General features: G+C 77.1%; 27 protein-coding genes and 2 riboswitches. Of the genes, 15 read left to right on the forward strand and 12 right to left on the reverse strand.

What is annotated here, in order from left to right:
- The first annotated feature begins 126 nt into the window (after window positions 1–126).
- On the forward strand, window positions 127–1521 hold the full coding sequence (locus tag WA616_RS19875) for a uracil-xanthine permease family protein (protein ID WP_336032590.1): 1395 nt from the start codon (window positions 127–129) through the stop codon (window positions 1519–1521).
- Here the strand turns inward: WA616_RS19875 and WA616_RS19880 are convergent.
- From WA616_RS19880 to WA616_RS19900, 5 genes are all read right to left on the reverse strand, one after another.
- The gene (locus WA616_RS19880; RefSeq protein ID WP_336032591.1) at window positions 1494–2084 is read right to left on the reverse strand and encodes a thiamine phosphate synthase; all 591 of its coding nucleotides are present in this window, start codon (window positions 2082–2084) and stop codon (window positions 1494–1496) included. The genes WA616_RS19875 and WA616_RS19880 overlap by 28 nt on opposite strands.
- A complete protein-coding gene (locus tag WA616_RS19885; RefSeq protein WP_336032593.1) occupies window positions 2081–2905 on the reverse strand; it encodes a thiazole synthase in 825 nt (274 codons plus the stop codon). The genes WA616_RS19880 and WA616_RS19885 overlap by 4 nt, the downstream gene beginning before the upstream one ends.
- Before the next feature lie 2 nt (window positions 2906–2907).
- Window positions 2908–3120, reverse strand: a complete 213-nt coding sequence (thiS, locus tag WA616_RS19890; RefSeq protein WP_336032594.1) for a sulfur carrier protein ThiS — start codon at window positions 3118–3120, stop codon at window positions 2908–2910.
- On the reverse strand, window positions 3121–4233 hold the full coding sequence (gene thiO / locus WA616_RS19895) for a glycine oxidase ThiO (protein ID WP_336032595.1): 1113 nt from the start codon (window positions 4231–4233) through the stop codon (window positions 3121–3123).
- Complete coding sequence (locus WA616_RS19900; protein ID WP_336032596.1) at window positions 4230–5570, reverse strand: purine-cytosine permease family protein; 1341 nt, start codon at window positions 5568–5570, stop codon at window positions 4230–4232. The genes thiO and WA616_RS19900 overlap by 4 nt, the downstream gene beginning before the upstream one ends.
- Window positions 5560–5672, reverse strand: a riboswitch (TPP riboswitch). (Overlaps the previous gene by 11 nt.)
- Before the next feature lie 32 nt (window positions 5673–5704).
- Between WA616_RS19900 and WA616_RS19905 the strand changes: the two genes are divergently transcribed.
- The 8 genes from WA616_RS19905 to WA616_RS19940 all read left to right on the forward strand — a co-directional run bounded on the left by WA616_RS19905 (window position 5705) and on the right by WA616_RS19940 (window position 11341).
- On the forward strand, window positions 5705–6289 hold the full coding sequence (locus tag WA616_RS19905; RefSeq protein ID WP_336032598.1) for a TenA family transcriptional regulator: 585 nt from the start codon (window positions 5705–5707) through the stop codon (window positions 6287–6289).
- A gap of 7 nt (window positions 6290–6296) precedes the next feature.
- A complete protein-coding gene (locus tag WA616_RS19910; protein ID WP_336032599.1) occupies window positions 6297–6947 on the forward strand; it encodes a TenA family protein in 651 nt (216 codons plus the stop codon).
- Window positions 6940–7036: riboswitch (TPP riboswitch) on the forward strand. Its footprint overlaps the gene before it by 8 nt.
- Window positions 7027–7812, forward strand: a complete 786-nt coding sequence (gene thiM, locus WA616_RS19915) for a hydroxyethylthiazole kinase (protein WP_336032600.1) — start codon at window positions 7027–7029, stop codon at window positions 7810–7812. It overlaps the preceding riboswitch by 10 nt.
- Complete coding sequence (gene thiE, locus WA616_RS19920) at window positions 7809–8444, forward strand: thiamine phosphate synthase (protein ID WP_336032601.1); 636 nt, start codon at window positions 7809–7811, stop codon at window positions 8442–8444. Before thiM ends, thiE begins: the two co-directional genes overlap by 4 nt.
- Window positions 8441–9286, forward strand: coding sequence for a bifunctional hydroxymethylpyrimidine kinase/phosphomethylpyrimidine kinase (gene thiD, locus WA616_RS19925; RefSeq protein WP_336032602.1), 846 nt, complete (start codon window positions 8441–8443; stop codon window positions 9284–9286). Before thiE ends, thiD begins: the two co-directional genes overlap by 4 nt.
- A gap of 34 nt (window positions 9287–9320) precedes the next feature.
- Window positions 9321–10322 carry a GNAT family N-acetyltransferase gene (locus WA616_RS19930; RefSeq protein WP_336032604.1) on the forward strand — a complete coding sequence of 334 codons (1002 nt, stop codon included), beginning with the start codon at window positions 9321–9323 and terminating at the stop codon, window positions 10320–10322.
- Between the two features lie 77 nt (window positions 10323–10399).
- Entirely contained in the window at window positions 10400–11035 is a 636-nt protein-coding gene (locus WA616_RS19935; RefSeq protein ID WP_336032605.1) for a class I SAM-dependent methyltransferase, read from the forward strand.
- 72 nt (window positions 11036–11107) lie between these two features.
- Entirely contained in the window at window positions 11108–11341 is a 234-nt protein-coding gene (locus WA616_RS19940) for a hypothetical protein (protein WP_336032606.1), read from the forward strand.
- A gap of 81 nt (window positions 11342–11422) precedes the next feature.
- Here WA616_RS19940 and WA616_RS19945 read toward each other — a convergent pair whose 3' ends face one another.
- Together WA616_RS19945 and WA616_RS24560 are read right to left on the reverse strand one after the other, a co-directional pair.
- Window positions 11423–12715, reverse strand: a complete 1293-nt coding sequence (locus tag WA616_RS19945) for an Nramp family divalent metal transporter (protein WP_336032607.1) — start codon at window positions 12713–12715, stop codon at window positions 11423–11425.
- 7 nt (window positions 12716–12722) lie between these two features.
- Complete coding sequence (locus WA616_RS24560) at window positions 12723–13787, reverse strand: Fe-Mn family superoxide dismutase (RefSeq protein WP_442902017.1); 1065 nt, start codon at window positions 13785–13787, stop codon at window positions 12723–12725.
- An 89-nt stretch (window positions 13788–13876) separates the two neighbouring features.
- Here WA616_RS24560 and WA616_RS19955 point away from each other — a divergent pair, with 89 nt between their 5' ends.
- Window positions 13877–14680 carry an SDR family NAD(P)-dependent oxidoreductase gene (locus WA616_RS19955; RefSeq protein ID WP_336032608.1) on the forward strand — a complete coding sequence of 268 codons (804 nt, stop codon included), beginning with the start codon at window positions 13877–13879 and terminating at the stop codon, window positions 14678–14680.
- Window positions 14681–14702: 22 nt separating this feature from the next.
- A complete protein-coding gene (locus WA616_RS19960) occupies window positions 14703–15266 on the forward strand; it encodes a GNAT family N-acetyltransferase (RefSeq protein WP_336032610.1) in 564 nt (187 codons plus the stop codon).
- On the opposite strand, the gene WA616_RS19965 is transcribed toward WA616_RS19960, so the two are convergent.
- A complete protein-coding gene (locus WA616_RS19965) occupies window positions 15250–15690 on the reverse strand; it encodes a rhodanese-like domain-containing protein (protein ID WP_073422152.1) in 441 nt (146 codons plus the stop codon). The two genes, WA616_RS19960 and WA616_RS19965, sit on opposite strands and share 17 nt — an antisense overlap.
- Before the next feature lie 125 nt (window positions 15691–15815).
- Here WA616_RS19965 and WA616_RS19970 point away from each other — a divergent pair, with 125 nt between their 5' ends.
- On the forward strand, window positions 15816–16475 hold the full coding sequence (locus WA616_RS19970; protein WP_336032612.1) for a GntR family transcriptional regulator: 660 nt from the start codon (window positions 15816–15818) through the stop codon (window positions 16473–16475).
- A complete protein-coding gene (locus tag WA616_RS19975; protein ID WP_336032613.1) occupies window positions 16465–17511 on the forward strand; it encodes a 1-aminocyclopropane-1-carboxylate deaminase in 1047 nt (348 codons plus the stop codon). Before WA616_RS19970 ends, WA616_RS19975 begins: the two co-directional genes overlap by 11 nt.
- Here WA616_RS19975 and WA616_RS19980 read toward each other — a convergent pair.
- The 4 genes from WA616_RS19980 to WA616_RS19995 form a co-directional block, all read right to left on the reverse strand.
- Complete coding sequence (locus WA616_RS19980) at window positions 17490–17990, reverse strand: hemerythrin domain-containing protein (RefSeq protein ID WP_336032614.1); 501 nt, start codon at window positions 17988–17990, stop codon at window positions 17490–17492. The two genes, WA616_RS19975 and WA616_RS19980, sit on opposite strands and share 22 nt — an antisense overlap.
- 154 nt (window positions 17991–18144) lie before the next feature.
- Window positions 18145–18843 carry an alpha/beta fold hydrolase gene (locus tag WA616_RS19985; RefSeq protein WP_336032616.1) on the reverse strand — a complete coding sequence of 233 codons (699 nt, stop codon included), beginning with the start codon at window positions 18841–18843 and terminating at the stop codon, window positions 18145–18147.
- Window positions 18840–19046, reverse strand: a complete 207-nt coding sequence (locus WA616_RS19990) for a hypothetical protein (protein WP_073422157.1) — start codon at window positions 19044–19046, stop codon at window positions 18840–18842. The genes WA616_RS19985 and WA616_RS19990 overlap by 4 nt, the downstream gene beginning before the upstream one ends.
- A 29-nt stretch (window positions 19047–19075) precedes the next feature.
- The gene (locus WA616_RS19995; RefSeq protein ID WP_336032619.1) at window positions 19076–20098 is read right to left on the reverse strand and encodes an NADP-dependent oxidoreductase; all 1023 of its coding nucleotides are present in this window, start codon (window positions 20096–20098) and stop codon (window positions 19076–19078) included.
- Between the two features lie 123 nt (window positions 20099–20221).
- Here WA616_RS19995 and WA616_RS20000 point away from each other — a divergent pair, with 123 nt between their 5' ends.
- Window positions 20222–21130: a haloalkane dehalogenase gene (locus WA616_RS20000; protein ID WP_336032620.1), complete on the forward strand. Its 909-nt coding sequence runs from the start codon at window positions 20222–20224 to the stop codon at window positions 21128–21130.
- Window positions 21127–22248, forward strand: a complete 1122-nt coding sequence (locus tag WA616_RS20005; protein ID WP_336032621.1) for a class I SAM-dependent methyltransferase — start codon at window positions 21127–21129, stop codon at window positions 22246–22248. The genes WA616_RS20000 and WA616_RS20005 overlap by 4 nt, the downstream gene beginning before the upstream one ends.
- Window positions 22249–22282: the final 34 nt, after the last annotated feature.

Raw genomic sequence — 22282 nt, forward strand, 5'->3', positions numbered from 1 at the left:
CACGGTTGCGAGGAGCGTCACACCGCCGGGACCGGAACGGACCCGCCACGCGCGCGGAACGTGCCCGGAACACCGCGCCGGGACGCTGCTGCGGGTACCCGCCCCCTGCGGCCGAGGAGTCCCCCGATGGTCCTGTCCTCCGTGCGGTCGCGCGCCGCCGGCACCGCGTCCCGCGGCACCTCATCCCGGAGCACCGCGCCCCGCAGCACCGACCCGGCCGACCCCGACGGCCGCCCGCCGTGGCGGGTCGCGGTGCCGCTCGGGCTGCAGCACGTGCTCGCGATGTTCACCTCGAACCTGACGCCGGCGATCCTGCTGGCCGGCGTCATCGGCGCCACCACCGGTGAGGCCATCCTGCTGGTGCAGGCCGCGCTGCTGTGCGCCGGCCTGGCGACCCTGCTGCAGACCGTCGGCATCGGCCCGGTCGGCAGCCGGCTACCGCTGATGATGGGCTCCGGGTTCGCGTTCATCGCCGTCGCGGTGCCGCTGGCCGAGGACCACGGGCTGTCGGCGGTGCTCGGCGGCGTGCTGGTCACCGCCGCCGTCCAGGTGGCCATCGCCCTCGGCATCCACCGGGTCGCCGCGCTGTTCCCGCCGGTGGTGACCGGCACGATCATCCTGGTCATCGGCCTGGGCCTGCTGCCCAGCGGGATCACCCTCGCCGCGGGCGGCGCCAACTCGCCCGACTTCGGCTCGCCGGTGAACCTGGGCATCGCCGCGCTGGTCTGCCTGCTCGCCGTCGTGCTCAACCAGTTCTGCCGCGGCCTGCTGTGCAGCGCGTCGGTGCTGGTGGCCGTCGTCGTCGGCTACCTGGTGTCCATCCCGTTCGGCCTGCTCGACCTCTCCGGCGTCGGCGACCGGCCGCTGGTCGCCGTGCCGCTGCCCTTCGAGTTCGGCCTGTCGTTCCCGCTGGTGGCGGTGCTGTCGATGGCCGTGGTCGGTGTGGTCAACATGGTCGACTCCGTGGGCACCGTGCACGCGGTCACCGAGGGCGGCGCCGGGCGGCCGGCCACGCGGCGGGAGCTGCGCGGCGGCATCCTCGCCGAGGGCGGCAGCGCGGTGCTCGGCGGCGTCTTCGGCGCCCTGCCGACGACGATGTTCAGCCAGAACATCGGCCTGGTGGCGCTGACGAAGCTGATGAGCCGGCACGTGGTGACCATCGGCGCGCTGGTGCTGGTCGGCCTCTCGCTGCTGCCGCAGGTCGCCGCGGTGCTCGCCGCCATCCCGCCCGCGGTGCTCGGCGGCGGCGTGCTGGTCCTGTTCGGCATGGTGTGCGCGATCGGCGTGCAGATGCTCGCCAAGGACGGGCTGGACACGCGCTCGCTGCTGATCGTGGCGCTGTCGCTGGCCCTCGGCCGGGGCATCGCGTCGGTGCCCGGGGCGCTGGACCGGGTCACCGGCGAGTGGGGCGCGCTGTTCGACTCGGGGATCGTCGTCGCGGCCGTCGTCGCCGTCGTGCTCAACCTGGTGCTCCCGGGCCGCCCGGGGGCGCGTCAGGCGGCGGCGAGCGCCGCGCAGTAGTCGGCGACGACGGCGGGGTCGCGCATCGCCGGCCCCATCACCGCCACGCCGGACGCCCCGGCGGCGAGGCAGCCCGCCACGTCGCCGGGGCGCACGCCGCCCAGCGCCAGCACCGGCGGGGCGCCCGGGCCCCGTGCGGCGAGGTGGCCCGCCAGGCCCGCCGGGCCCAGCGCGGGCCCGTACCCCGGCTTGGAGTCGGTGGCCGCGAACGGCGACAGCGTCACCCAGTCGCAGCCCTCGGCCGCCGCGCGCGCCAGCTCGGCCGCCGAGTGGCAGGAGCGGCCGACCAGCGGCGGGCGGGCGTCCGGGAACGGGTCGGCGGCCGACAGGTGCACCGGCAGGCCGGCGGGCGCGCCGGCCGCCCCGCCCCACACCAGCAGCCCGCCGACCGGGTCGAGCAGGTCGCGCAGGTCGGCGGCCAGCGCGGCCCGCTCGGCGGCGGGCAGGTCCTTGTCGCGCAGCAGCACCGCCCGCGCCCCGACGGCCACCGCCGCGGCCACCGTCTCGAACAGCGGGCGGGCCGCCTGCGTGCGGTCGGTGACGACGAGCAGCCGGGGGGTCACAGGGCGGGCAGGCCCTCGACGGAGGTGGAGGCCTCGGCATGCCAGCGGCGCGGGATCCGCCCGGCGAGCCGCGCCAGCCGCCCGCCCTCGACCGCCTGCCGCATGGCCAGCGCCATCCGCTCGGGGTCGCGGGCGCGGGTCACCGCGGAGGCCAGCAGCACCGCGTCGCAGCCGAGCTCCATGGCCAGCGCGGCGTCCGACGCGGTGCCGATGCCGGCGTCGAGGACCACCGGCACGTCGACGGCGTCGCGGAGCAGCGCGATCGAGTGCGGGTTGCGGATGCCCAGGCCGCTGCCGATCGGCGAGCCCAGCGGCATCACCGCGGCGCAGCCGGCGTCGGCCAGCCGGCGGCCGAGCACCGGGTCGTCGGTGGTGTAGGCGAGCACGGTGAACCCCTCGGCGACCAGCTGCTCCGCGGCGTCGAGCAGCTCGACGGCGTCGGGGAGCAGCGTGACGTCGTCGCCGATGACCTCGAGCTTGACCCAGTCGGTGCCGAACGCCTCGCGGGCCAGCCGGGCGGTGCGCACCGCCTCCCGCGCGGTGCGGCAGCCGGCGGTGTTGGGCAGCAGCCGGACGCCGGCCCGGTCCAGCACCTGCATCATCGAGCCGGCCGCCGACGCCTCGACGCGGCGCAGCGCGACGGTGACCAGCTGGGTGCCCGAGGCGCGGACGGCGGCCTCCAGCGCCTCCAGGCTCGGCACGCCGCCGGTGCCCAGCAGCAGCCGCGAGGTGAGGGTCTGCCCGCCGAGGACGAACGGGTCGCCGGCCTCCTCGGCGGCGAGGGCGGGCGCCAGCCGCCCGGTGAGGTCCTGGGTGGTCATCGTCAGCCTCCTGCGGTCGGGGCGAGCACCTCGACGGCGTCGCCGGGGGCCAGCGGGGTCTGCGCCCAGCTGCTGCGCGGGACGACGTCGCCGTTGCGGGCGACGGCGACGCGGTCGTGGCCGGACTCGCGCTCGGCCAGCAGATCGGCCACGAGGTCGGCCACGGTGGCGCCGTCGGCCAGCTCGGCCGCGTCGCCGTTGACGGTCACCTGCACTCAGGTCCTCCCGAAGCGGTCGGTGGTGAACGGCGCCGCCACCGCGGGCAGGGCGCCGGTGACGAGCAGCTCCGCGGTGGCCTCGGCGGTCACCGGGGTGAGCAGCACGCCGTTGCGGTGGTGGCCGGTGGCCAGCACCAGGCCGGGCAGCGGGCCGGGGCCCAGCAGCGGCGCGTTGTCGGGCGTGCCGGGGCGCCAGCGGGCGAGGGTCTCGACCAGCTCGAGCTCCTCCACCTCGGGCACGACCTCGATGGCGTCGTGCAGCAGGTCGTGCACGCCGCCGGCGGTCACCCGGGCGTCGAAGCCGCGGTCCTCCACGGTGGCGCCGACCACGAGCCGGTCGCCCCCGTACGGGACGAGGTAGACGTGCCGGCCGCGGACCAGCGCCCGCACGGTGCCCCCGAGCAGCCCGTCGGCGCCGGCCAGGCGCAGCACCTGCCCCTTCACCGGGCGCACCGGCAGCGCCGGGACGCCGGGGAGCGCGCAGGTGTGCGCGCCGAGGGCCAGCACGGTGGCGCCGGCCGCGACCGGCTCCCCGGACGCGAGCACCAGCCCCGCGGCCCGCCCGCCGTCGACGGCGACGTCGGCCACCCGCTCCCGCCGCAGCTCCACCCCGGCGGCCTCCGCGGCGGCGAGCAGCGCGGCGTGCACCGCCCGGCCGTCGACGGAGTGGTCGCCCTCGACCAGCAGCCCGCCGCGCACCCGGGTGGCCAGCGCGGGCTCCCGGCGGCGGGTCTCGCGCGGGGTCAGCCGCTGCGCGGCCAGGCCGAGCTCGCGCTGGAAGGCGTGCAGCGCGTCGAGCTCGCGGACGTCGTCCTCGTCGAAGCCGACCACCAGCGTGCCCGCGGTGCGCAGGCCCACCGGCAGGCCCGAGTCCGCCTCCAGTTCGGCGGCGAAGGCGGGCCACCGCCCGAGCGAGGCGGCGCCGAGCCGCAGCAGCGCCTCCTCGCGGTACCCGGCCTCGGTGACCGGCGCGAGCATCCCGGCCGCGGCGAGCGAGGCGCCGGTGCCGGGGGCGTCGTCGACCACGGTCACCGACAGCCCGCGCCGCGCCGCCCGCCAGGCCACCGCGAGCCCGACCAGGCCGCCGCCGGCGACGGCGACGTCGGTCATGCGGCGGCGCGCTGCCGGCGGCCGCGCAGCACCAGCGGCAGGGCGAGGACGACGGCGACGGCGAGACCCACCAGCGAGGCCGACCAGCCGTTGCCCGGGTCGATGCCGAGGTCGGCCTGCCGGGCGCTCCACCACGCCGTCCAGCCGGCGCCCGGGCCGGGGAAGTACGTGGGCAGGGTGAGCTGGTAGGCGACGAACCCGGCGGCCCACGGCAGCAGGTACAGCGGCCGGGCGGGCGCGGTGTCGGAGGTGTCCCAGGCCCCGCGCGGGGTGAGCCAGTAGGCCACGATCAGCACGCCGGCCAGCGGCACGAACACCGCGCCGATGAGGAAGAGGAACGGCTCGTAGGCGACGACGTCGAGGGTGAGCGCGAGCAGCGTGGCCGCGGCGCCCACGCCCACCACGAGCACCCGCCGGTCGAGCCGGCCGACGACGTTCTGCGCCGACACCGCCGTCGAGTACAGGTTGGCGAAGGCCTCGTCGAGCTCGACCGCGACCAGCACGAGCACCGCCACGGCGCCGAGCGGCACCGCCAGCAGCGCGCCGATGACGTCGAGGCCGGAGCTGCCGTAGGCGGCCAGCGCGAGGACCCCGAGGGCGAACATCACCACGGTGGCCAGGCCGTAGCCGACCGCGGAGCCGACGCCGGCGGCGCGGGCGCTGCGGGCGTGGCGGGTGTAGTCGGCGGCCAGCGGCAGCCAGGACACCGGCAGCGCGATGACGATGTCGGCGGCGGTCCAGAACGACGTCGCCCCGCCGCCCTCCAGCGGCGGCAGCGGCTCGGCCAGGACCTGCGCGAACAGGTAGGCGACGGCGGCCAGCGCGGCCCACACGGCGTAGCGGGCGAGCACCCGGACGACGCCGAGCGGGCGCAGCGCCATCGCGGTGGCCAGCACGCCCGCGGCGAGGACGAACGGCCAGCGGGGCGCGTCGAGCACCCGGGCGGCGGCCTCGGCGATCACGACGATCTCGAAGGTCGCCCAGCCGATGCACTGCACGAGGTTGAACGCCGTGGGCAGCCAGGACGTGCGCCGGCCGAGCAGCCCGCGCAGGAGCACCATGCCGGGCACGCTCTCCCGGGCGCCGGCGGCGGCGACCGCGCCGAGCAGCAGCGAGCCCACGACCGCCCCGACGACGACGGCGGCGAGGGTCACCCACAGCGGCCGGCCGGGCAGGACGACGAACACCGCCGCGACCGGCAGCAGGAGGCTGACGCCGAGGTTGGCCCACAGGCCGAGGGACTCGCCGAGGCCGAGGGTGCGCGGCGGCGCCTCGTCGAGGGTGAGGGGCGCGTCGGAGGTGCGGGCGCCGGTACGGACACGGTCGGACGTGCTCATGGCTGCTCCCTACGCCGGCATTACCCGGTCAGGTTCCAGCGGTCGGCGGCGCGCTCAGCCGCCCTCTCAGCCCGGTTGCCCCGAGCTCCCGCACATGGCGCCGCCACGATAACCACCCCGTAGGGTCGGCCGCCGTGCCGGTCGCCGACCTGCTCGCCCGCCACGCCGACGCGTGGGGCCGAGCCACCCGCTCCCCGTTCCTCGACGCCGTCCGCGACGGCACGCTGCCCGACGCCTCCTTCGACACCTGGCTCGTGCAGGACGCCCACTTCCTCGGTGACCTGCTGCGCTTCCAGGCGCGGCTGCTCGCCCGCGCGCCGCGCTCCGCGCAGGCCGTCCTCGCCGACGGCTGCGTCGCGCTGGTGCAGGAGCTCGACTGGTTCGGCCGGGTCGCCGCCGAGCGCGACCTCGACCTCGCCGCGCCGCAGCTGCCGGCCACCATCGCCTACGGCGACCTGCTGTACCGGCTCGACGTCGCCGACGTCGGCACCGCCCTCACCGCGCTGTGGGCCGTGGAGCGCGCCTACCTCGACGCCTGGTCCGGCGCCCGCCCCGGCGCCGGGCGGTACGGGCCGTTCGTGGAGCACTGGACGACGCCGGGCTTCGCCGGGTACGTCGCGGCGCTGGAGACGGCGGCCGACGCGGCGGGCCCGGGCGACGAGCCCGCCTTCCTGGAGGTCGCCGCCGCGGAGGCGGACTTCTGGGCGATGACCGCATGAGGACCGCATGAGCCTCTCGGCCGACCTGTGGCGGGGCAGTGCCGACCTCGCCGCGGCGTCGCTGGACTCGCCGTTCGTCCGCGGGGTCGCCGACGGCACCCTGCCGCGGGAGCGGTTCGCCGGGTACGTCGCCCAGGACGCGTTCTTCCTCGAGGCGTTCGCCCGCGCCTACGCGCTCGGGGTGGCGCACAGCCGCGACCGGGCGGCGCTCGACGCCTTCGCCGGCCTGCTGGCCGGGGTCCGCGACGAGCTGCGGCTGCACGACGGGTACGCCGCGCGCTGGGGCATCGACCTGGCCGCCGTCGAGCCCGCCCCCGCGACGACGGCCTACACCGACTTCCTGCTGGCCACGGCCGCGCTCGGTGAGCTCGGCGAGGTCTGCGCGGCCATGACGCCGTGCATGCGGCTGTACGCCTCCCTCGGCCAGGCACTGGTCCCCGTGGCGGTGGGTGCCTATCGGGAATGGGTCGACACCTACGCCGACCCGGGCTTCGAGGAGCTGGCGCGCACCCTCGAGGCGCTGCTCGACCGGCTGGCCGCCGACACCCCGGCCGTGCGCCGGGCCTACCGGCGCGCGATGGAGCTGGAGCTGGCGTTCTTCGACTCGGCCTTCGCGGGCGGGCCCGCACCGGCCGGGGGTACCGTCGCCGGTCAGTGACCCGGGGTGTCCGCCGTCCGGCGGGCTGAGAACACACCCGTCGAACCTGTCCAGGTCATGCTGGCGAAGGGACGTCACGGTGGATGCCGCCGCTCTGACCGCTGCCCGGTCCGCCCTCGCGGGCCGCGCGCCGCTCGTGCACTGCCTCACCAACACCGTCGTACAGACGCTGACGGCCAACGCGCTGCTCGCCGTCGGCGCTGCGCCGGCGATGGTCGACGAGCCCGCCGAGGCCGAGGGCTTCGCCGCCGTCGCCTCGGCGGTCCTGGTCAACGTGGGCACCGTCAACCGGGCCACCGCGGAGGCGATGCGCCTGGCCGCCCGCTCGGCCGCGGCGGCCGGGACGCCGTGGGTGCTCGACCCGGTCGCCGTCGGGGCGCTGCCGTTCCGCACGGAGCTCGCCGCCGAGCTGCTGGGGTCGCGGCCCGCCGTCGTCCGCGGGAACGCCTCCGAGGTGCTGGCCCTGGCCGGCGCGGGCTCCGGCGGGCGCGGCGTCGACTCCACGGACAAGACCGACGACGCGCTCGACGCGGCCGTCGCGCTGGCCGGGCGCACCGGCGGCGTGGTGGCCGTCAGCGGCGAGGTCGACGTCGTCACCGACGGCACCCGCACCGTCCGGGTGGGCGGCGGATCGGTGCTGCTCACCCGCACCACCGGCGCCGGGTGCGCCCTCGGCGCGCTGGTCGCGGCCTACCTGGGCGCGGGCGCCGACCCGCTCACCGGCGCGGTCGCCGCCCACGCGCACGTGGCGCTGGCCGCCGAGGCCGCGGCCGCCGTCGCCGCCGGGCCGGGCACCTTCGCGCCGCTGTGGCTCGACGCGCTCGACGCGGTGACCGACCTGTCCGCCGCGCGGGTCGACGCGTGAGGCCCGCCTTCGACCCCACGCTCTACCTCGTCACCGACACGGCGCTGTCCGGCGAGCGCGGCGTGGCCGAGGTGGTGCGGGCCGCGGTCGCCGGCGGGGTGACGGCGGTGCAGGTGCGCGACAAGACGACGTCGTGCCGGCAGCTGTACGCGCTCGCGCTGACGGTGCGGGAGGTCCTCGCCGGCACGGGCGTGGCGCTGTTCGTCAACGACGACGTCGAGGTCGCGCTCATGGCCGGCGCCGACGGCGTGCACGTCGGGCAGGACGACACCCCGGCCGCCGAGGTCCGCGAGCGGATCGGCCCCGACCGGCTGCTCGGGCTCTCGACCGGGTCGCCCGACGAACTCGCCGTCGCGCTGGCGCTGCCGCCGGGCACGGTCGACGTCGTGGGAATCGGGCCGGTGTGGACCACGCCCACCAAGCCCGACGCCGGCACCGGCCTCGGGCCCGAGGGGGTCGCGGCGCTGGCGGCGGAGGCCGCGGCGGGCGGACTGCGGTCGGTCGCCATCGGCGGCATCGACGTCGAGCGGGCGCCGCTGGTGACCGGGGTGGACGGCATCTGCGTCGTCTCGGCGATCTGCGCCGCCCCCGACCCGGCGGCCGCCGCGCGCGCCCTGCGGGCTGCCCGGTGACCGGGCGGTCGGGGGTGCCGGTCGCGCTCACCGTCGCGGGCAGCGACCCCAGCGGCGGCGCCGGCGTCCAGGCCGACCTCAAGACCTTCAGCGCGCTCGGCGCCTACGGCACCGCGGTGCTCACCGCGCTGACCGCGCAGAACACCCGCGGCGTCACCGGCGTGCACCCGGTGCCCGCGGAGTTCGTGGGCGAGCAGATCGCCACCCTGCTCGACGACGTCACGGTGCACGCGGCCAAGACCGGCATGCTCGGCACCGCCGCGGTGGTGCGCGAGGTCGCCGCCCGGCTGGCCGGCCGCGCCGCCGGGCCGGTCGTCGTCGACCCGGTCATGGTGGCCACCAGCGGCGACCGGCTCGTCGACGACGACGCGGTCGCCGCCGTCCGCGACGTGCTGCTGCCGGTGGCCGACCTGGTGACGCCGAACGTGCCGGAGGCGGCCGCGCTGCTCGGCACGGCGCCGGCCACCACGGTGGACGAGCTGCCCGGCCAGGCGCGGGCGCTGCTGGAGCTGGGCCCGCGCGCGGTGCTGCTCAAGGGCGGCCACCTGGGCGGGGACGTGTCGGTCGACGTGCTCGCCACCGCCACCGGCGTGGTCGAGACCGTGCGCCCGCGGATCGACACCCGGGCCACGCACGGCACCGGCTGCACGCTGTCGTCGGCGATCGCGGCGCTGCTGGCCCGCCGGCGCGCGGCCGCCACCGAGGACGCGGAGCCGGACTGGGCGCCGGTGGTCGAGGGCGCCCGCGACTACCTGCAGGCCGCGCTGGCCGGCGGGGCGGCGCTGGGGATCGGCTCCGGGCACGGCCCGGTGCACCACTTCGCGGGCATCTGGGCGGTCTGAGGAACCGCGTTGCGCCCCGGGCTACAACGGACGGGTGCGCATCGTCGAGACCGGCCCGGACGACGCGCTGTTCGCCGCCTGGTGCGAGGTGTGGGCCGCCGCGCAGCGCGCCGACCGCCCCGGCGAGCGGCCGCGGCCGGCGCGGGAGCACGTCGCCCTGGGGCGGCGGCTGACCACCCCCGGCGGCGCGCAGCGGGGCACGCACCGGGCCGCGGTCGACGGCGGCCGGGTGGTCGGCGCCCTGCGCGTGCTGCTGCCGGTCCGGGACAACACGTCCACGGCGTTCCTCGACGTCGCCGTGCACCCGGGGGCCCGCCGCCGCGGGACCGGCACCGCCCTGCTGGCCGAGGGCCTGCGGCTGGCCGCGGCGGCGGGGCGCACGTCGGCGGTCGCCGAGGTCGACGAACCCGGCCCGGGCACGGCCGGCCGCGCCTTCGCCCGGGCCGCCGGGTGGACGTGCGACCTGCAGGAGACCCGCCGCGACCTGCTGCTGCCCGCCGACGAGGAGCGGCTCGCCGCGCTGGAGGCCGGGGCGGCCGCCGCGAGCGCGGGCTACGAGGTGGTCACCTGGCGGGACCGGGCGCCGGACGCGCTGCTGGAGGACCGCGCCCTGCTCAGCCGGCGGATGTCCACCGACGCCCCGACCGGGGACGTGCCGGTGGACGAGGAGGTCTGGGACGGCGCGCGGGTGCGGGAGATGGAGGCCCTGGTCCTCGACCGCGGGCGCACCGTGCTGTCGGCCGGCGCGCTGCACGGGGGGCGGCTCGTCGCGTTCACCGACCTGCACGTGCCGCTGGAGCAGCCGGAACGGGCGAACCAGAGCGGGACGCTGGTGCTGCGCGAGCACCGCGGGCACCGCCTCGGCGCGCGGATCAAGGCCGCCGTCCTCCGCGAACTGGCCGCCACGATGCCGCAGGTGCGGCGGATCAGCACCTACAACGCCGACAGCAACCGGCCGATGGTCGCGGTCAACGAGGCCCTCGGCTTCCGGCCCGCGGGCGGGCTGTCGACCTGGTCGACCCGGATCTCCCCGTGAGGGGTTCTCCCCGGCTGATCGCCGGCCGCTGGTCGGGTCGGCTTGACGGGGTCGTCCCGCGGCCGGGACCGTGACCCATGGCGACCGACCGCCCGCGCCCCGTCTTCAGCCGCTGCTACGACCGGGTCAGCCGGCGCCTGGAGGACGCCGGCATGGCCGACCTCCGCCGGGAGCTGCTGGGCGGGCTGGCCGGCGTCGTGGCCGAGGTCGGCTGCGGGAACGGGCTGAACTTCCGGCACTACCCGCCGGCGGTCACCCGCGTGGTCGCCGTCGAGCCCGAGCCGCGGCTGCGGGCCGCCGCCGAGCGGGAGGCGGGCACCGCCGGGGTCGCCGTCGAGGTGCACGCCGGCACGGCCGAGGAGCTGCCGCTGCCCGACGGCGCGGCCGACGCCGCCGTGCTGTGCCTGGTCCTGTGCAGCATCCGGGAGCGCGCGCGGGCGCTGGCCGAGGTGCGCCGGGTGGTCGGGACCGGCGGGGAGCTGCGCTTCCTCGAGCACACGGTGGCCGAGGACCGGCGGCTGCGGCGGGTGCAGCGGTTCGTCGACGTCGCCGGCTGGCCACTGCTCGCCGGGGGCTGCCACACCGCCACCGACCAGGTCGCCGACATCGAGCGGGCCGGCTTCACCGTGCGCCGGGCGCGGCGGTTCGACTTCCCGCCCGCGCGGGTCCGCGTGCCGGCCAGCCCGCACGTGCTGGGCGTCGCGGTCGCCTGAGGCGCTGCGACACCGTGCGCCGCGGTGCAGGTCACGGCGTCCGGACTGCACCTCGGCGCACGGTGTCGGCCGGTGGAGCCTGACGTGTGGGAGGCCGACGCGGTGCGCACGGCCGGGCGCTGGTTGACTCGGCGGATGGTCTCGCCGATCCCAGAACCGGAACCGGTCATCGACCCGACGGAGCCGGTGCCCGACGACCCGGGCGAGCTGCTGCCCGACGCGCCGGAGCCGCTGCCGCCCCCGCCCGTGGAGCCCACCCCCGGCGACCCGGGCGGCGACCCGGGCGGGGTGCCCGAGCCGGCCTAGACACGGAGCCGCGACACCGTGCGCGGAGGTGCAGTCCGACCGGCGCGGACTGCACCTCGGCGCACGCCGTCGAGCGCTCCCCTAGGAGACGAAGCCGATCAGCAGGTGGGCGTTGAGGCCGATGATCAGCGCCGCCACCACCGAGCCCACCACCGTCGTGGTGCGGCGGTTCACCCAGCCGCCCATGAGGTCGCGGCGGCTGGTCAGCCACAGCAGCGGCACCAGCGCGAACGGGATGCCGAAGCTCAGCACCACCTGCGACCAGACCAGCGCGGTGGTGGGGTCGCCGCCGAGCACGAGCACCGCGAGGGCCGGGGCGAGGGTGACCAGCCGCCGGGCCAGCACCGGGACGTGCCGCTTGAGGAAGCCGGCCATCACGACCTGGCCGGCGTGCGTGCCCACCGACGACGACGCGAACCCGCTGGCCAGCAGCGCGATCGCGAAGGCGAGGGCGGCGCCGGTGCCGAGCTGGTCGCCGAGGCCGGCGTGCACGCTCTCCAGCGACGCGATCCCGTCGTCGGCGGTGAACAGCTGCGCGGCGATGATCAGCATGGCCGCGTTGACCAGCCCGGCGACGCCCATGGCGACCAGCACGTCGAGGCGCTGCGCCCGCAGCAGCCGGCGCCGTCCCTGCTCGGTCTTGCCGGCGGTGACGACGTCGCCGTAGCGGCCGGGCGTGAGCGCCGAGTGCACGTAGATGACGTGCGGCATGACCGTCGCGCCGAGGATGCCGGCGGCCAGCACCAGGCTGTCCGGGCCCTCGAAGGTCGGCACCATCCCGCCGGCCACCCCGCCGAGGTCGACGCCGGAGCCGACCAGCGTGTAGCCGAAGCCCAGGCCGATGACCAGCAGCAGTCCGGCGATGACCCGCTCGAAGGGCCGGTGCCCGCGCGACTGGGCGCCGAGCAGGACGAAGGCGACGACGGCGGTGATGATCCCGCCGACCGGCAGCGGCACCCCGAAGAGCAGGTTCAGCGCGACGGCGCCGCCGACGATCTCGGCGAGGTCGGTGGCGATGGCGACGGCCTCGGCCTGCAGCCACAGCCCGCGGGTGACCGGCTTCGGCAGGCGCTCGCGGCAGTTGGTGGCCAGGTCGCGGCCGGTGGCGAGGCCCAGCTTGGCGGTGAGGCTCTGGATGAGCATCGCCATGAGGTTGGCCGCGACGATCACCCACAGCAGCGTGTAGCCGAACGAGGCGCCGCCGGAGAAGTTGGTGGCGAAGTTGCCCGGGTCGACGTAGGCGACGGCGGCGACGAACGCGGGGCCGAGCAGCGGCCAGATGCGGCGGCGGCCGGTCGCGGGCGGCGGCGGGGTCCTGGGGGTGCCGACCAGCGTCGTCGGCAGGACGGCGGCCTCGGTCTTGGACAGGTACACGGCGGCCTCACAGGGGCGGGGGCTGGTCGGGCGGGCTCTGTGCCGGTTTCTGCCCGCCGGAGGTGTCACGGTCGGGCCAGGAGGTGGCCCGCGCGGGCCGAGGTGAGGCTTGCCTGCGTCCCGGGGCCGTGGAGCGCGTCCGCGGCCCCGGGAGGCGCTCAGGCCGCCGGGACGATGAGCCCGGCGGTGGCGGTGCCCGGGTGAAGCGGTCGGTGACGTCGGCCCAGTTGACGACGTTCCACCAGGCCTTCACGTAGTCGGCCTTCACGTTCTGGTACTGCAGGTAGAAGGCGTGCTCCCACATGTCGAGTAGCAGCAGCGGCACCAGGCCGACGGCGAGGTTGCCCTGGTGGTCGTAGAGCTGGCAGATGACCAGCTTCTGGCCCACCGAGTCCCACGCGAGGATCGACCAGCCCGAGCCCTGCACGCCGTTGGCGACGGCGGTGAAGTGGGCCTGGAAGCCGTCGAAGGAGCCGAAGTGCTCGTCGATCGCGGCGGCCAGCTCGCCGTCGGGGCGGTCGCCGCCGTCGGGGCTCATGTTCGGCCAGAACACCGAGTGGTTGACGTGCCCGGCCAGGTTGAACGCCAGGTTCTTCTCGTGCAGGTTCGCCGTGCCCAGCCCGTCGTTCTCCCGCGCCTCGGCGAGCTTCTCCAGCGCGGTGTTCGCGCCGGTCACGTAGGTCTGGTGGTGCTTGTCGTGGTGCAGCTCCATGATCCGGCCGGAGATGTGCGGCTCGAGGGCGGCGTAGTCGTAGGGCAGGTCGGGGAGCGAGTACTCGGGCACGGGGTTCCCTCCGTCGGGCTGGGCGGACGCCCGTGCTCCTGCCCGGCGGCGCTGACACGCGCGGGCCGACCCGTGGCCCCCGCGGGCCAGTCCGCCGTCCGCGCGCGGGAGGCGGACGAGGAAGGGGCCTTCGTAGCGCTGTCGGCCCTCCCCGTGGCGGGCGCGGTGCCCGGCTGGGCCGGGGACGGGACCGGACGACGACCGCGCCCGGCCGGCCGCGCGGTCGCGGGCCGGCAGCAGCGGGCGCAGGGCGTCGTCGACGACGGCGGCGACGGGGCGCGGGTCCACGGGCGCCTCCTACCCGCCGATGCGGGTCGCGGCCGTCCCGGATGGGCATGACCGGTGCGACCGCGCCACCTCGATCCCCGGGAGTCCCCGTGACCGTCCCCACCGACCGCCCCCTCGCCCTCGTCACCGGCGCCTCCAGCGGCATCGGACTCGCCCTGGCCGAGCAGTTCGCCGAGCACGGCTTCGACCTGGTGGTGGCCGCCGAGGACGACGAGCTCGACGCCGCGGCCGAGACGCTGCGCGGGATGGGCGCGCACGTCTCCCCGGTGCGCGGCGACCTGACCAGCTACGACGACCGGGAGCTGCTCGTGGCCGCCGTCCGCGGCTCCGGCCGGCCGCTGGCCGCCGCGGCGCTGAACGCCGGCGTCGGGCTGGGCGGCGCCTTCGCCGAGACCGACCTCGACGCGGAGCTCGGCATGGTGGCGCTCAACTGCGGCTCGACGGTGCACCTGGCCAAGCGCGTCGTCGAGGACATGAGGGCGCGCGACGAGGGCCGGATCCTGTTCACCTCGTCGGTGGCCTCCCAGGCGCCGCAGCCGTTCCAGGCCGTCTACGGGGCGACCAAGGCGTTCGTGCAGTCCCTGGCCCTGGCGCTGCGCGAGGAGCTGTCCGGCACCGGGGTCAGCGTCACCGCGCTGCTGCCCGGCCCCACCGACACCGAGTTCTTCGACCGCGGCGACCTCACCGACACCAAGCTCGGCGCCAGCGACGCCAAGGACGACCCGGCGCTGGTGGCCCGCCAGGGCTACGAGGGTCTGATGGAGGGCGAGGCGTCGGTGTTCGCCGGCTCCCTCACCAGCAAGGCGATGGGCCGCGTGTCGGCGCTGACGCCGGACACGGTGGCCGCCAAGACCATGAAGCCGATGTCGGCCCCGGGGTCCGCCGAGAGCTGAGCACCCCGGCACGATCGGAGGCGTGCGCGCCCCCGACGAGCTGCCCGCCGGCCCGCTGCTGCTGCGCCCGTGGCGGGCCGGCGACCTCGACGCCGTCTGGTCGGCGATGCAGGACCCGGCGCTGCGCGCGTGGAGCGCCACGCCGCTCGACGGCAGCCGGGCGACGGCGGAGGAGTGGCTCGCCCGCCGCCTCGACGTCGGCGACCGCCGGTTCGTCCCCTGGGCGGTCGCCGACGCGGCGGACGGCGGCCTGCTCGGCTCGGTCGCGCTGCACTCGGTCGACCTCGAGCAGGGCGACGCCGAGGTCGGCTACTGGACGGTGCCCGCCGCGCGGGGCCGCGGGCTGGCGGCCCGCGCCGTCGACGCCGCCGTCCGGTGGGGCTTCGCGGCGCTGCCGGTCGACCGGGTCGAGCTGGTGCACGCCGTGGACAACCCGGCGTCGGGCCGGGTGGCGGCGAAGGCCGGCTTCACGCTGGAGGGCCGGCTGCGCCGCTCGTTCCGCTACGCCGACGGCGTCAAGCACGACGAGCTGCTGTGGGCCCGCCTCGCCGACGACGCCGCGCCCGACCTCAGCACCCGCAGCTGACCGCCCGCGGTGCGGTGAGCGGGTCGACGTCGGGCCGGGTGAGGCCGTCCGCCGTCGCCACCGGCAGCCCCTCGCGGGCCCAGTACTCGAACCCGCCGATCATCTCCCGCACCCGGTAGCCGAGTCCCGCCAGCACGAGCGCGGCGCGGGTGGCGCCGTTGCAGCCCGGGCCCCAGCAGTAGGTGACGACCGGGACGGACCGGTCCAGCTCGGCCTCCGCGCGGTCGGCGAGCTCCCGGCCGGGCAGGTGCACCGCGCCGGGCACGCGGCCCTGGTCCCACGACTCCCGGCTGCGGCTGTCCAGCAGCACGAACCCGGGGTCGCCGGTCTCGAGGGCGGCGTGCACGTCGGAGACATCGGTCTCCACGGCCAGCCGGCGGGCGAAGTGGGCGGCGGTCTCGGCGGGGTCGGTGCTCCAGTCCATGCGGCGATCCTGCGGGCGGGCGCCCGCCCCGACGAGGCCCCGGACGGCCAGCAACCGCAAGAGAAGGGCCGTTGTCGCGCTCCTCGCCCTTGACGGGCGGACGTCTGACATCTGAGATGTCAGTTATGACCGCTCCGCTCGCCCCCGTCGGCCGGGTGCTGCTGCGCGACCAGGCGCTGACCCGCATCCGCGCCGCGATCGTCACCGGCGAGCTCGCGCCCGGCGCAGTCGTCAAGGACGCCGAGCTGGCCGGCCGCCTCGGCCTCTCGGTGGCCCCGGTGCGCGCCGCGCTGGCCAAGCTGGTCGACGAGGGGCTGGTCGAGGCCAAGCCGCAGAGCCACACCCGGGTCACGCCGCTGCGCCCGCGGCAGGTGCGCGACGCCGCCGCCGTCGTCCGGGTCATGCACGAGCTCGCCGCCCGGGAGGCGGCCGGCCGGGTGACCGGGGACGACGTCGCCGCGATGCGCGCGGCCAACGCGCGGTTCGCCGCGGCCGTGGACGCCGGCGACCTCGACGCGGCGCTCGCCGCCGACGACGAGCTGCACGGCGTGCTGCTCGCGCGGGCGGGCAACGGCGCGCTGACCGCGACCGTCGAGCGGCTCACCCCCGCGATCCGCCGGCTGGAGCGGGCCCGGTTCGCCGCGGCGCACGGGCGGGGGTCCGTCGGGCTGCACGAGCGCCTGATCGCCGCCTGCGCGGGCGGGGACGTCGACGCCGCCGTCGCCACGACCACCGAGATCTGGACGGCGCTGCTGTCCGAACTGGAGGAGACCCATGACCACTGAGCACGCCCCTCCCGCCGCCCCGAGGGCGACGACCCTCGGCGACTTCCCCCGGCACCCGCTGCTCTTCGGCCCCTCGCCGGTGCACCGCCTCGACCGGCTCACCGCGCACCTCGGCGGCGCCGCCGTCTGGGCCAAGCGCGAGGACTGCAACTCCGGCATCGCCTACGGCGGCAACAAGACCCGCAAGCTCGAGTACCTGGTCGCCGACGCGCTCGCGCAGGGCTGCGACACGCTGGTCTCCATCGGCGGCGTGCAGAGCAACCACACCCGCCAGGTGGCCGCCGTCGCCGCGCACGTCGGGCTGTCGTGCGTGCTGGTGCAGGAGAGCTGGGTCGACTGGCCCGACGCCGTCTACGACAAGGTCGGCAACATCCTGATCAGCCGGCTCGCCGGCGCCGACGTGCGGCTGGTGAAGGCCGGCTTCGGCATCGGGTTCAAGGAGAGCTGGGAGTCCGCGCTCGCCGAGATCGAGGCCCGCGGCGGCACGCCCTACGCCATCCCGGCCGGCGCCAGCGACCACCCGCTCGGCGGGCACGGGTTCGCCAACTGGGCGCTGGAGGTGGCGCAGCAGGAGGCCGAGCTCGGCGTCTTCTTCGACACCGTCGTCGTCTGCTCGGTCACCGGGTCCACCCAGGCCGGGATGGTCGCCGGGTTCGCGCTGCTGGAGGAGCAGGGCGGCCGGCCGCGGCGGGTGCTCGGGATCGACGCCTCCGCCAAGCCCACCGAGACCCGCGACCAGGTGCTGCGGACCGCCCGCGCGATCGGCGTGCAGCGCGAGCTGACCCTCGAGGACGTCGAGCTCGACGAGCGCTACCACGGCGGCGTCTACGGCATCCCCGACGAGGCGACGATCCGCGCCATGGAGACCGCCGCCCGCACCGAGGGCATGGTCACCGACCCGGTCTACGAGGGGAAGTCGATGGCCGCGACGATCGACCTCGTGCAGCGGCGCGAGATCGACCCGTCCTCGACCGTGCTCTACGCCCACCTCGGCGGCCAGCCCGCCCTGAACGGCTACAGCGCGCTGTTCTCCTGAGCCGGCGGTCCGCCTCCCGCGCGCGGGAGGCGGACCGGGCCGTCGAGCGCGGGTGCCGCGTCCGGGAGCCGGTCGAGCGCGGCGGTGATCCGCCGCTCCTCGAAGGAGAAGTGCGACTCGGCGATCGCGGCCAGGCCGTCGAGCTCGCCGGCCAGCCGCGGGGAGCTGCCCGAGGCGGCGAGCTCGCCGGCCAGCTCCTCCACGCGGGCGAGGATGCCGGAGATCATCTCGTGGTCCTCGGCCATCTTCTGCAGCACCGGCGCGAGCTCCGGGAAGCGCTCGGCGAGCAGCGGGAAGACGGCGGCGTCCTCGCCGGTGTGGTGGGCGGTGAGCGCGGCGCAGAACGCCAGGCAGTGGGCGGGCAGCGTGCGGCGCGCGTCGGCGGGCGCGCCGCCGGCCGCGGCCGCCTGCAGGGCGCGCAGGTCGGCGCGGAGGGTGTCGTGCACACGGCGCAGCTGGGCGCCGAGGGGATGGGTCATGCGGGGTCCTGTCCAGGAGGGCGAGCGGGGGAGGGGGAGGACAGGACGACGGGGCGGGCCGCGGGCCCGCCGCGGGCTCACCCGGCGGCCGGGGACCCGTTCCGTGCGCGGCGCGAGGCCGACCCGGCAGTCACGCGGGGCAGGCTAGCGGGATCTACAGCGGAACGGCGAGCCCCTCCGGCGGCGTCGCGGCGAGGGCGCCGCGGACGTCGTCGCGCCACGGCGCGAGGCCCGACCCGGCGAGGACGACGTCGCGCACCAGCCCGTGCCACCGGCCGACGGCGCGGATCATGCCGTGCCCCCCGGGGAGGGTGAACCGCGCGACCCGGACGCCGGCCCGCTGAGCGCGCACCGCGAACTCCGCGGACAGCCGGGCGGGCACCCACCGGTCGCCGCGGCCGTGCGCGAGCACGACGGTGCGCCCGCGCAGGTGGGCCACCGGCTCGCCCGGCGGCGTCCAGGGCGCCAGCCCGCAGACGGCGGTCACCGACGGGTCGTCGCCGGCGCGCAGCACGGCCCGGCCGCCCATCGAGTGCCCGACGAGCACCACCGGCACCTCGCCGTGCCGCTCGCGCACCTGGTCGAGGGCCCAGCGGACGTCGGCGTGCGCGTCGGCGGCAGCCCCGTTCCAGCCAGCCACCCGGTAGCGGACGAGGTAGGTCTCCACCCCCCGCGCGGCCGCCGCCCGCGAGACGGCCTCCTGGATCGCCCGCATCCGCACGAGCGACAGCGCCCGCTCCCGCGGCGGCTCCACGCTGGCCACCGTGCCGCCGTGGGCGAAGACGGCGACCGCGCGGGTGGGCGCGGTCGCCGCCAGGTGGTCGAGGGCGGGGACGCGGGCGGCGGTCGTCACCGGCGGCGTCGGCCGCCGCCGCGCAGCCGGGCCCGCGCCCGGTCGCCGAGGTCACCGGCCTGCAGCAGCGCCCGGCTCAGCGGGGTCGAGCCGCCGCGCCGCTCGAGGGTCTGCCCCAGGCGACGGAGCAGCCCGGTGGCCAGGGGGACGACGACGGTCACGATCAGCCAGACGCGCAGGCGCCGGGTCAGGAACAGCCACATGCCCGGCCCCTTCCCGGTGCCGGCCCGCCTCAATCCGGGTCGGGTGCCAGCCGGACGACCATCTTTCCGGTGTTGGCCCCCTTGAGGAGGTCGAGGAAGGCGGGGACGGCGTTCTCCAGGCCCTCGTAGACGGTCTCCCGCACGGCCAGCTCGCCGGAGCGGATCCACCCCGACACCGTCTCGGCGAACTCGCGGTACAGGTCAGTGTGGTCGCTGACGAGCAGCCCGGAGACGGCGAGCCGCTTGCTGATCATCAGCGAGCTGAAGTTCGCCGGTCCCGGCACGGTCTCCGTGGCGTTGTAGTTGGAGATCGAGCCGCAGATCACCGCGCGGCCGTGCACGTGCAGGGCGCCGAGCGCGGCGTCGAGGTGCTCGCCGCCGACGTTGTCGAAGAAGACGTCGATGCCGTCGGGCGCGGCCTGCGCCAGCAGGTCCTTCACACGCCCGTCGTGGTAGTCGAAGGCGGCGGTGAAGCCGATCTCGCGCAGCCAGGCGACCTTCTCCGGCGTGCCGGCGCTGCCGACCACCGCCGACGCGCCGCGCAGCCGCGCGAACTGGCCGACCGCGCTGCCCACCGCCCCGGCCGCGCCGGAGACGAACACGACGTCGCCCTCGCGGAAGGCGCCCACCCGGAACAGGCCGGCGTAGGCCGTGTGCCCGGGCATGCCGAGGATCCCCAGCGAGTAGGTCAGCGGAAGGTCGCCCGTCGGCGGCAGCTGCCGCACCGAGCGGGCGTCGAGGACGGCGACGTCGCGCCAGGCGGCGTCGGCGAGCACCAGCGCGCCCTCGGGGACGTCGGGGGAGCGGGACTCCACGACCCGCCCGACGGCGCCGCCCTTCATCACCTCGCCGACCTCCCACGGCGCGGCGTAGGACGGGCCCAGGCGCATCCGCCCGCGCATGTAGGGGTCGACCGACATGGCGACCATCCGCACGACCACCTGGCCCTCGGCCGGGTCGGGGTGTTCGACCTCGACCAGCGCGAAGTCGTCGGGCGTCGGCTCGCCGTGGGGCCGGGCGGCGAGGTGCCACTCGCGGGCGGTGATCGGCACGGGCGCTCCCTGCGTCGTCGGATGGGGTGCGGGACCGATCCTGCCCTCATGGCATAGGAAGCTCTACGCACGTCCTGGGCGCCAGGACGTGAGAAGAGCTTCCAATGCCCCGGGAGGTCGGGAATGGACGTCGTCCGCACGCCGGAGGAGCGGTTCGCCGCGCTGCCGGACTTCCCGTACCCGCCGACCTACGTCACCTTCGACGCCGGCGACGGCACGATGCTGCGCGTCGCGGTCGTCGACGTCGGGCCGGCCGACGGCGAGGTCGTCGTCCTGCTGCACGGCGAGCCGTCCTGGTCGTTCCTCTGGCGGCACGTGATCCCCGAGCTCACCGCCGCCGGCCTGCGCGTCGTCGCGCCCGACCTGGTCGGTTTCGGCCGCTCCGACAAGCCGACCGACCCGGCCGCCTACAGCTACGCGGCGCACGTCGAGTGGATGCGCCAGACGCTGTTCGAGGGTCTCGGCCTGGTCGGCGTCACGCTGGTCGGCCAGGACTGGGGCGGGCTCGTCGGGCTGCGGCTGGTCGCCGAGCACCCCGACCGGTTCGCCCGCGTCGTCGTCGCCAACACCGGCCTGCCCACCGGCGACACCCCGATGAGCGAGGCGTTCCTCGCCTGGCAGCGCTTCGCGGCCACCGCGGACGCCTTCGACGTCGGCCGGGTCGTCGCCAACGGCACCGTCGCCCCGCTGCCGCCCGAGGTGGTCGCCGCCTACGACGCGCCGTTCCCCGACGAGGCGTCGAAGGCCGGCGCGCGGGTGTTCCCGAGCCTGGTGCCCACCGCGCCCGACGACCCCGCCGCGGCCGCCAACCGGGCCGCGTGGGAGGTCCTGTCGCGCTGGGAGAGGCCGTTCCTCACCGCGTTCTCCGACGCCGACCCGATCACCGGGGGCGGCGACCGCGTCTTCCAGCGGCTGGTGCCCGGCGCGCAGGGCATGCCGCACACGACCCTGCGCGGTGGCGGGCACTTCCTGCAGGAGGACGTCGGCCCGGAGCTCGGCCGCGCCGTCGCCTCCTTCGTCGCCGCCACGTGACCCCTGACGAGGTGCTCGCGCGGTTGCGGCGCGAGCCCGACGTCGAGGCGCCCGACCTGGTCGCCGTCGACGCCACCGACCGGCTGCTGCTCGACACCGCGCGCGAGACCGCGCCGGACCTGGCACGCCAGCGGGTGGTCGTCGTCGACGACGCGTACGGCGCGCTCACCCTCGGCGCGGTCGCGGCCGGTGCCCGCGACGTCCGCGTGCACCAGGACCTGCTGGTCGGTGAGCAGGCGCTGGCCCGCAACGCCGCGCGCACCGGGCTGGCCGGCGCGTACGGGTCCGGGCCGCTGACCGCCGAGCTGTTCGACGGCGCCACGCTGGTGCTGGCCAAGGCGCCCAAGGCCCTCGACGCGCTGCGCGAGCTCACCGAGCTGGCCGCCGCCGCGGCCGACCCCGCCGTCACCGTGCTCGTCGGCGGGCGGGTCAAGCACATGACGCACGGCATGAACGACGTGCTCGGCGCCGGGTTCACCGAGGTGTCGGCGTCGCTGGCGCGGCAGAAGTCGCGGCTGCTGGTGGCCCGCGGGCCGCGGCCCGGCGTCCGCTCCTCCTTCCCGCGCTGCCGGCACGACGACGCCCTCGGCCTCGACGTCTGCGCGCACGGCGCGGCCTTCGCCGGCACCCGGGTCGACGACGGCACGCGCCTGCTGGCCGCCGCGCTGGAGGACGCCGCGCCGGAGGCCCGCACCGCGCTCGACCTCGGCTGCGGCACCGGCGTGCTCGCCGCCGTCCTCGCCCGCTCCCGGCCGGACCTGACGGTCACCGCCACCGACCAGTCCGCGGCCGCCGTCGCCTCGGCGCGGGCCACCCTGGCGCGCGGCGGGCTCGACCGGGTGCGGGTGCTCCGCGACGACGTGGCCGCCACGCTGCCGGACGCGGGCACCGACCTGGTCGTCTGCAACCCGCCGTTCCACCTGGGCGCCGCGGTGGTCACCGCCGCCGCCGACCGGTTGTTCACCGCCGCCGCGCGGGTGCTGCGCCCCGGCGGGGAGCTGTGGGCGGTCTGGAACAACCGGCTGCCGCACCGGGCGGCGCTGCGGCGCGTGGTCGGCCCCACACGGACGGCCGCGCACGACCGCCGGTTCACCGTCACGGTGTCCACCCGCCGCTGACCGGGGACGCGCACGCTGGACCCGCGGCCGCGGG

It is taken from the genome of Geodermatophilus sp. FMUSA9-8 (assembly GCF_037034165.1).
GTDB lineage: Bacteria > Actinomycetota > Actinomycetes > Mycobacteriales > Geodermatophilaceae > Geodermatophilus > Geodermatophilus nigrescens.